Genomic DNA, 512 nt, shown 5'->3' on the forward strand with positions numbered 1-512 from the left:
TGCACGTGGTGATCAACGGCATCATCCAGCGCGCGGACGATGCCGTTGATCACCACGTGCATCGGCACGTTGCGCGCGGTGTGCGTCTGCGGATCGAAGAAGATTTCGGCGTGGTGGACGTTGTCGGCAAGTGCGCGCGCCACGTAGGCGGCGGTCATGTCGTAGAAATCCTGCTCGGTGAGCAGCACGCTGGCGCCGGCGTAGTACAGGTCGAGAAACGATTGCAGGTCGTCGAAAGCGTAGGCGGCGCGCACTTCTTCGACGGAGGCATACGGCAGCTTGACGCCGTTGCGCTCGGCCAGCGCGAACATCAGTTCGGGTTCGAGCGAGCCTTCGATGTGGATGTGCAGTTCGGCTTTCGGGCTGGTGGCGATGCGTTCTGCAAGAGTGGGCGAGATCGGCATGATCAGACGGATGTGGGGACGCGGTAAGGGACCGCCGCGCCGCTGCTAGCGCTGCTGAGCGCATGTTGTTGCAGCTCTCGCACCTGCAGCAGTTGCGCGACGACGGAT

Annotated in this window: 1 protein-coding gene; it reads right to left on the bottom strand. The window is 63.3% G+C overall.

All coding sequences use genetic code 11. The features are described from left to right. The coding region (locus tag ACTWPP_RS45180; protein WP_443110647.1) for an adenosine deaminase family protein at nt 1-404 on the bottom strand (404 nt) is incomplete at its 3' end. Nucleotides 405-512 lie beyond the last annotated feature (108 nt).

It is taken from the genome of Actinomadura sp. 3N407, assembly GCF_052245875.1.
Classification (GTDB): Bacteria; Actinomycetota; Actinomycetes; order Streptosporangiales; family Streptosporangiaceae; genus Spirillospora.